At 67.3% G+C, this 6,197-nt stretch carries 6 protein-coding genes and 1 tRNA gene; 6 read left to right on the forward strand and 1 reads right to left on the reverse strand.

All coding sequences use genetic code 11. The features are described 5' to 3' along the window. Positions 1–72: 72 nt before the first annotated feature. Complete coding sequence (locus F572_RS0100750) at positions 73–753, reverse strand: MBL fold metallo-hydrolase (protein WP_017940587.1); 681 nt, start codon at positions 751–753, stop codon at positions 73–75. A gap of 397 nt (positions 754–1,150) precedes the next feature. Here F572_RS0100750 and F572_RS0100755 point away from each other — a divergent pair, with 397 nt between their 5' ends. From F572_RS0100755 to F572_RS0100780, 6 genes are all read left to right on the forward strand, one after another. Beyond that, positions 1,151–2,626, forward strand: a complete 1,476-nt coding sequence (locus F572_RS0100755; RefSeq protein WP_017940586.1) for an ATP-binding protein — start codon at positions 1,151–1,153, stop codon at positions 2,624–2,626. Continuing rightward, a complete protein-coding gene (locus F572_RS0100760; RefSeq protein ID WP_051045137.1) occupies positions 2,623–4,062 on the forward strand; it encodes a sigma-54 dependent transcriptional regulator in 1,440 nt (479 codons plus the stop codon). The genes F572_RS0100755 and F572_RS0100760 overlap by 4 nt, the downstream gene beginning before the upstream one ends. A 305-nt stretch (positions 4,063–4,367) precedes the next feature. Beyond that, the gene (locus F572_RS0100765; protein WP_017940584.1) at positions 4,368–4,868 is read left to right on the forward strand and encodes a DUF4168 domain-containing protein; all 501 of its coding nucleotides are present in this window, start codon (positions 4,368–4,370) and stop codon (positions 4,866–4,868) included. Between the two features lie 239 nt (positions 4,869–5,107). Beyond that, a complete protein-coding gene (gene rplM / locus F572_RS0100770) occupies positions 5,108–5,536 on the forward strand; it encodes a 50S ribosomal protein L13 (RefSeq protein ID WP_017940583.1) in 429 nt (142 codons plus the stop codon). Between the two features lie 31 nt (positions 5,537–5,567). Continuing rightward, on the forward strand, positions 5,568–5,960 hold the full coding sequence (gene rpsI / locus F572_RS0100775) for a 30S ribosomal protein S9 (RefSeq protein ID WP_017940582.1): 393 nt from the start codon (positions 5,568–5,570) through the stop codon (positions 5,958–5,960). 43 nt (positions 5,961–6,003) lie between these two features. Next, positions 6,004–6,077 (forward strand) — tRNA-Gln (locus F572_RS0100780). The last annotated feature ends 120 nt before the right edge of the window (positions 6,078–6,197 follow it).

Here is a 6,197-nt window from a genome sequence, read left to right on the forward strand (position 1 = left end):
GTCCGGGGCGTCCCGGCTGCGCTCAGCAGCATCGCGGGATGCGTTGAGCAGAGCGAAACGCATTGGGTTCGCTCAATAGTAGCGGCCGCGCCCGGGCTGGCCGTCAGCGGCGAGGGCCGCATCGCCGACGAAGGGATTGCTGCGGCGTTCCTGGCCAAAGGTGGACTCGGGGCCGTGGCCGGGTACGAATCGGGTGTCGTCGCCCAGCGGCCAGAGCTTGTCGGTGATCGAGGCGATCAGCTCGCGCCCGTTGCCGCGCGGGAAGTCGCTGCGGCCGATCGCGCCATGGAAGAGCACGTCGCCGACCAGGGCCAGCCGGCTCTCCGGGTCGTGGAAGACCACGTGGCCGGGGGTGTGGCCGGGGCAGTGCAGCACCTGCAGCGTGGTGTGTCCCAATGTGATGGTGTCGCCGTCGTCCAGCCACTGATCGGGCGACAGCGGGGCGATTTCGGGGAAGCCGAAGATCTGCGCCTGCGCCGGCAGCTGATCCAGCCAGAAGGCGTCGTCGCGATGCGGCCCGATGACCGGGACGCCGGTGCGGGCCGCCAGCTCGGCGGTGGCTCCTACGTGGTCCAGGTGGCCGTGGGTCAGCAGGATCTTCTCCAGGTGCACGCCCTGATCGCGGGCGATACGTTCCAGGACATCGGCATCCGCGCCGGGGTCGATCCAGGCGGCCGCCCCGGTGGCGTCGCACCAGATCAGCGTGGCGTTCTGCGCCAGCGGGGTGACGGGGTGACTCAGGTGATGAAGCATGGCGCTGAATCCGTGAACGAAGTGGTGTTTTGACGAATCCCCGGCAGGCCGTGTTCGTACCCGGGAATAGATTCGGCAGATGCGCGTCTTACGGGGTATGCAGGTCTTCAAGGGTACGTGATGTGACGAAACGGTGAATTTTGTGACCCCCTGCGCTTTCACCGGTTGACAACAATATCGTCATATTAGAAGATTTGCATACGCTAATCGCTGTCCCCCCTGTCAGCGGTTGGTGGACTCCTCCATCCTCCTTTGGTGGTTTTCTTGGCGCGGGCTTCGACCCGCGCTTTTTTTTGCCTTGAGTCAGTGGCTTCCGGGCTCGCCTCCTGCTGCCGGACGTGTCTACCATTGGGTCCGGACCGCCCCGCGGCAAATCATCTCCGATCACTCGAGACTCATGACCCGACGCCTGAACAGCCTGCGCACCGCCGTGTTGTCGTTCGTGCTGCTGCCGCTCCTGTTACTGATGGCCGCCGTCGTGGCGCTGGGTCTGAGCGAGTTCCAGGCGCAGATGGAGAACCGCATGCAGGAGGACATCGAGTTGGTGGCGCGCTCGATCCGGCTTCCGGTGTCCAGTGCGATGCTCCAGGACGATGTCACCGGTGTGCAGCAGTCGCTGGATTCGCTGTTCCAGATCGAGGAGGTATTCGGGGTCTACGTCTATGACGACGACGGCCGGATGGTCGCGGCCAGCGGCCCGCCCAGCCCGACCCTGCAGCGCCGCGGAGAGGCCCGGGTCATCAGCGAGACCGGCAGTCTCGGGGCCTTCGGGGAACACCAGGGCCGCGAGACCTTTTCCTTCTTCCTGCCGTTGTCGGATCCGGCGGGCCGGATCGTCGGCCTGTTGCAGGTGACCCGTGATGTCACCCCGTTCCGGGCGTTTGTGGCCCAGCTGCAGTGGCAGGGCGGGATGCTGATGCTCGGGGTCAGCGGCCTGTTCCTGCTGGTGGTGCTGTTCGGGTACCACCGTGCGGTTGGGCGGCATGTCTCGCGTCTGATGGCCGCGATGCACGCGATCGGCGATGGCCAGCGCGGCCTGCGTGCCCCAGAGGACGGGCCGTCGGAGCTGCGCGGGCTGGCGGTCTCGATGAACCGCATGATGGAACGGCGCGAGGCCTCGGAGGCCGAGCTGGAGACCCAGCGCCGCGAGCAGGTGCGTCTGGAGGAGAAGCTGCGGCACTCGGAGAAGCTGGCGGCGATCGGGCAGCTCGCCGCGGGCGTGGCGCACGAGCTGGGTACCCCGCTGGGGATCATCGCGGGCCGGGTGCAGCGAGCCGCCCGCCACCTGCCGGAGACCGGCCCGGCACGCAAGGAGATGGAGGCGCTGCAGGCCGAGCTCGAACGGGTGGAGACGATCGTGCGCCAGTTGCTCGACTTTGCCCGGCGCAATCCGTTGCAGACGCGTCCGCTGGACCTCGCGCAGCTCCTCGATGACCTGGTCGAGCGGGTGCGGGGGCGGCATGCGACGCGTGCGGTGTCTTTTCGGGTCGAGGGTGAGCCGCTGGTGATGGCCGCGGACCGGCTGCGCCTGGGGCAGGCGCTGGAGAACCTGCTGGAAAACGCCGCACAGGCAGCCACGGGCGAGGTTCGGGTCCACTGGCAAGTGGAGGACGGTCGTGTCGCCGTAGTGGTGGCCGACGATGGCCCCGCGGCCGGACGCGGGATCGACGACGAGCAGGCCGCGCGCCTGTTCGAGCCGTTCTTTACCACCAAGGCGACCGGCGAGGGGACCGGGCTGGGGCTTGCCGTCGTCCAGGTGGCACTGGAGGATCACGGGGGCACGGTGATGCTGGATCGAAGCGTGGCCGGCGAGACCCGTTTTGTCGTGCACCTGCCGCTTGCCGCGGACGAACCGACGGAGCCAAGCCCATGAGCGAGCCCAGCAATACGTCAAGCCCCGCGCCCGCCGTGTCACACGAAGCGGTCCTTGTCGTGGAGGACGATCGCGGGCACCGGGAATTGCTGCACGAGGAACTGACCGAGGCGGGATACGCCGTCACGGCGGTCGGCAGCGCCGAGGATGCCGCCCGGGTGCTCGCGCAGCAGGCCTTCAGCCTGGTGGTGAGCGACCTGCGCCTGCCAGGTGCCGACGGCTTTCAGGTGCTGCAGGATGCCCGCGCCCGGGTGCCGGCGCCGGGATTCATCATGCTCACGGGCTTCGGGACCATTGACCAGGCGGTGGCGGCGCTGAAGGCCGGCGCCGATGACTTTCTGACCAAGCCGGTGGACCTCGATCACCTGCGCCTGGCCGCGGACCGGGTGACCGAGGCGCGGCGGCTGAAGGACGAGGTGCGCCGCTATCGCGAGGTGCTGGCGCAGGCCGACGGCTTCCACGGCATGCAGGGGCGCAGCCCGGCCATGCTCCAGCTGTTCGACCTGATCCGGCGGATCGCGGCGGCCGATGGCAGCGTCCTGATCACCGGCGAGTCCGGGACCGGCAAGGAGCTTGTGGCGCGGGCGCTGCACGCGGAGAGTGGCCGGGCCGAAGGGCCGTTCGTGGCGATCAACTGTGCCGGCATCCCCGAGGCGTTGCTGGAGTCGGAGCTGCTGGGGCATGTGGCGGGTGCCTTCAGTGGTGCCAAGGGTGCCCGCCGCGGCCTGTTCACCGAGGCGCACGGCGGGACCCTGTTCCTGGACGAGATCGCCGAGATGCCGGTGGCGATGCAGAGCAAACTGCTGCGCCTGTTGCAGGACGGACGCGTACGCCCGGTGGGCGCCAACGAGGAGATCGAGACCGACGTGCGCATCGTCGCGGCCACCCATCAGGACCTGCAGGCGCATATCACGGAAGGGCGCTTCCGCGAGGATCTCTACTACCGGCTGGAGACCTTCCGCATCGAGATCCCGGCGCTGCGCGAGCGAGGCGACGACATCGAACGCCTGGCCCTGCAGTTCCTGCGCGAACAGGCCCTGGCCCGCGGGCTGCCCGAGCGGCGCCTGAGCCCGGAGGCCCTGCGCGGGCTGACGCGCTATTCCTTCCCCGGAAACGTGCGCGAACTCGCGAGCCTGATGGAGCGCGCCGCCACCCTGGCCGCGGGCGAGGTGATCGAGACCCGAGACTTGCCGGAGCGCGTGTTCGCGGGCGGCGGTGAGGGCTCCGGCCCGACGATCGACGAGGGGCCGCAGGCAGGCGCGCCGGTGCCGGGCATCGGTGACGACCGGCAATGGCCGACCCTCGAGGAGCGCGAACGCGACTATATCCAGCGAGTCCTCGAACATGTGGACGGCAACAAGCAGCGCGCCGCGCGCATCCTCGGCATCGGGCGCAAGACGCTGTACCGCAAGCTCGGGGAGTCCGACCCGTCGTGACATCCTGACCCGGGTCGCCCTGACCCATGTGTCATTGTGACCCGGTTTTTCGCCGCATAATGTTCCCGGGGTGTATCCCGAGAAGGTCTACAAGCTATTGATACTAAATATCAAATAGGGGTTTCCCGGGTCTTGGCACGGGGTGTGCTCCTCCTTGGACAGCAATCGAGGAAGCGGAACCGCAACGCTGAATCCATTCCTCCTCACACGGTTGCGCGACGTGGGCGAGGCGTCACCCGGCCCCGGGCCGATGATGCCTTCGCTCCGCGATTCGAACGATCCAAAGGAAGCAAAGGAGCAAGATGATGAATATGCGCAAGACGATGCTCGCAATGGCCCTGACCTCCCTGTTTGCCGTCGGTGGCGTGGCCTCCGCGCAGTACGGCGGTGCAGAAGGCGCCGCCGGCGGCGGTGACATGGGCGGTGCGCAGGGCGGCCAGCCGCCGGCGCAGGACGGCGGTGCCGGGGCCGGTGCCCAGGGCGGTCAGCCGCCGCAGGGTGGTGCCCAGGGTGGCGCGCCGATGCAGCAGGCCCCCGAGGTCGACCTGAGCGAGCAGGAAATCGACACCTTCGTGTCCGCCTTCGTTGCGGTGCAGGAAGTGCGCGAGGACTTTGCCGACCGCCTGCAGAATGCCGAGGACGAGACCGAGGCGCAGTCCATGCAGCAGGAAGCGCAGGACGAAATGGTCAATGCGGTTGAAGATGCGGGCATGAGCGTCGAGGAATACAACGAAGTCGCCATGGCCCTGCAGAACGACCCGGAGCTGATGCAGGAAGTGCAGGAACGCGCCGAAGCCCAGCTGTAAGCGGGTGGCGTGTTTCCCGGGGCTCCGTTGCCCCGGGGCCTGCAGGGGGCCGCTCTTCGGGGCGGCCCCCTTTATTGTTTGCGGAGGGCGCTCGCGCAGGCGCGGACCTGCCACGCCGGCTCCGGTGGACATCGAGCGCGGCCCGTCCCGCGAATTGTCTCTTTAGCTTGAATCGGGTGAAGGGAAGCGTTATTCTTGCGCGCTTTCTGAATCGCCCCGACCTCGGAGCATCGAACATCATGAGTACCATCAGCGCCAAGCCGGCCGAAGTCGAACGCGACTGGTTTCTCGTCGACGCCGACGGCAAGACCCTCGGCCGACTCGCCACCGAGATCGCACGCCGCCTGCGCGGGAAGCACAAGCCCGTGTACACGCCGCATGTCGATACCGGCGACTACATCGTCGTGATCAACGCGGAAAAGATTCGCGTCTCCGGCAACAAGGCCATGGACAAGAAGTACTTCCACCACACCGGCTACCCGGGTGGCATCAAGGAAGCCAACTTCACCCAGATGATCGAGCGTCATCCGGAGAAGGTGCTGGAGCTTGCCGTGAAGGGCATGCTGCCGCGCAACCCGCTTGGCCGGGCCATGTTCAAGAAGCTCAAGGTCTACGCCGGTACCGAACACCGGCATACGGCCCAGCAGCCGCAGCCGCTCGAAGTCTGAGCCGCCAGAATCAGCAAGGGAATCGATCCGAATGGCTACCAATCAGTATTACGGCACCGGCCGCCGCAAGACCGCCTCGGCGCGTGTCTTCCTGCGCCCCGGCACGGGCAACATCACGGTTAACGAGAAGCCGCTGGACGACTTCTTCGGCCGCCAGACCTCGCGCATGGTCGTGCGCCAGCCGCTGGAGGCGACCGAGTCGACCGACAACTTCGACGTGATCGCAACCGTCGAAGGCGGTGGCGGCAACGGCCAGGCCGGCGCGATCCGTCTGGGCATCGCCCGTGCCCTGGTGCAGTACAACGAAGAGCTGCGCTCGTCGCTGCGCCGTGGCGGTCACCTGACCCGTGACGCCCGTGAGGTGGAGCGCAAGAAGATCGGCCTGCGCAAGGCCCGTCGTGCAACCCAGTACTCGAAGCGCTAAAATCCGCACCGAGTTTTTGCTGGAAGCACGCGATCCGGTTTACTGGGGGATCGTCTAGCGGTAGGACTACGGACTCTGACTCCGTCAACCCAGGTTCGAATCCTGGTCCCCCAGCCATCCATAGAGAAGGGCCCCCTCGCGGGGCCCTTTTCTATGGATATATGAGCGAGCCCGGGGTTCGAACCTGGAAGGTTCGGCGGAGCGCAGCGGAGCACTGCACGCGCGAAGCGTGTGCAG

This window comes from Thioalkalivibrio sp. ALE14 (assembly GCF_000376845.1).
Lineage (GTDB): Bacteria > Pseudomonadota > Gammaproteobacteria > Ectothiorhodospirales > Ectothiorhodospiraceae > Thioalkalivibrio.